Here is a 2,182-nt window from a genome sequence, read left to right as displayed (position 1 = left end):
TACGAGATCGAGTAATGTGACTGGAGTTCAGACGTGTGCTCTTCCGATCTCATCTCCCCCCACGCGGACGGCATCAAGCTGGCGGCCAAGAACTTCCTGAACAAGCGCCCCGAGGAGATCACCCGGGACCTTCAGGACTCTCTCCAGGGCAATATGCGGGAGATCATCGGCACGCTGTCCCTCAAGGAGATCAACACGGACCGGGACTCCTTCTCCGACCAGGTGATGCAGAAGGCCAGCAAGGACATGGACAAGCTGGGCATTGAGATTCTCTCCTGCAACATCCAGAACGTCACCGACGAGAACGGCCTCATCAAGGACCTGGGCGCGGACAACACCAGCCTGATCAAGAAGAACGCCGCCATCGCCAAGGCCCAGGCGGACCGGGACATCGCCATCGCCCAGGCGGAGGCGGAGCGGGAGTCTAACGAGGCCCGGGTCCAGGCGGACACCCAGATTGCCCAAAAGCAGACGGAGCTGGAAATCAAGCGGGCGGAGCTGAAAATCCTGGCCGACGGCAAAAAGGCCGAGGCCGACGCCGCCTATGAAATCCAGAGCCAGGAGCAGCGCAAGAGCATCGAGACCGCCACGGTCAACGCGGAGATCGCCAAAACCCAGCGGGAAGCGGAGCTGAAGCAGTATGAGGTCGAGGTCCAGAAGCAGAAGCTGGAGGCCGAAATCCGCGCCAAGGCGGACGCCGAGCGCTACCGCTTGCAGCAGGAGGCGGAGGCCGCCCTCTACAAACGGCAGAAGGACGCCGAGGCCAAGCGCTATGAACAGGAGCAGGAGGCCGAAGCAGAGCGCAAGAGCGCCGAGGCGCAGAAGTTCGCCAGGGAACAGGAGGCGGAGGGTATCGCCGCCGTCGGCAAGGCGGAGGCGGAATCCATCCGGGCCAAGGCCCTGGCAGAGGCCGAGGGTATCGACAAGAAGGCGGAGGCCATGAAGAAATACGGCGAGGCCGCCGTTATCGAGATGGTCATGCAGGCCCTGCCGGAAATCGCCCGGAACGTGGCCGAGCCCCTATCCAAGGTGGACAAGATCACCATGTACGGCGACGGCAACAGCACCAAGCTGCTGGAGGATATCATCACCGGCACCACGCAGGTCACCGAGGGCATCACCCAGGGCATGGGAATCGACGTCAAGTCCCTCATCGCCGGTATGCTGGGCGGCCGGCTGGCGGGCGGAGAGGAAAAGACGGTCATCATTCAAAATCCCGCCCCCGCAGAAAAGAATTCCCCCTCCCCCGAACAGGAGTGAGATCCCTCCGCCGGCGGAGAACAGGACCGCGGCCCCCCAGATGCTCCGGGGGACCGCGGTCCTTTGTGTATTCTCTATTTTATGGTCTTTCGCCCTTGGAATCAGAGGTCCACAGCTTTAATGGCCTGCTCCTTGATGCCGTGCTTCTCGGCATAGCCGGTAAGGATCAGGGTCAGCGCGCCGTCGCCGGTGACATTGCAGGCGGTGCCGAAGCTGTCCTGAAGGGCGAAGATGGCCAGCATCAGGGCGGTGCCGTCTCCGTCAAAGCCCAGAACGCCGGTAATCAGGCCCAGGGAGGCCATGACCGTGCCGCCGGGGACGCCGGGAGCGCCGATGGCGAAGATGCCCAGCAGCAGAATAAAGAGCACCATGGAACCGAGGCTGGGCAGCTGGCCATAGAGCACCTTCGAGACGATCATGATGAAGAAGGTCTCCGTCAGGGCGGAGCCGCAGAGGTGGATGTTGGCAAACAGGGGGATGCCGAACTCCACCATGTCGGAGCGGAGGCTCTTGCTCTTCCGGGCGCAGTCCAGGGCCACGGCCAGCGTGGCGGCGGAGGACATGGTGCCCACGGCGGTGAGGTAGGCGGGGCCGTAGTGCTTCACCACCTCAATGGCGCTGCGGCCGGAGTACACACCGGCGAAGCCGTAGAGCACAGCCATCCAGACGTAGTGACCCGCCATGACGATGACGATGGCCAGCAAAAAGGCGGGGAACTGCTTGGTGATGGTGCCGTCATAGCTGAGGCCGCAGAAGGTCAGAGCGATGAAGAAGGGCAGAACAGGGATGACCACCTTCTTCACCACGCTGAGGACGATGTTCTGGAACTCCTGGAGCACGGCGGTAATGGTCTTGGCCTTGGTCCACACGGCGGCCAGGCCGATGAGGACGGAGAAGACCAGGGCGCTCATCACGGGCATGA

General features: G+C 62.8%; 1 protein-coding gene. It reads right to left on the bottom strand.

Features of this window, described 5'->3' with window-relative positions; translation table 11 throughout:
* Window positions 1-1,361: 1,361 nt before the first annotated feature.
* Window positions 1,362-2,182 (bottom strand): cation:dicarboxylase symporter family transporter (locus QZ329_RS10860; protein ID WP_295752438.1); only part of this gene is annotated, 821 nt, incomplete at its 5' end.

Source organism: uncultured Oscillibacter sp., from assembly GCF_910579365.1.
Classification (GTDB): domain Bacteria; phylum Bacillota; class Clostridia; order Oscillospirales; family Oscillospiraceae; genus Oscillibacter.
The sequence above is the reverse complement of the archived record's forward strand: the minus strand, read 5'-3'. Positions and strand labels throughout refer to the sequence as shown.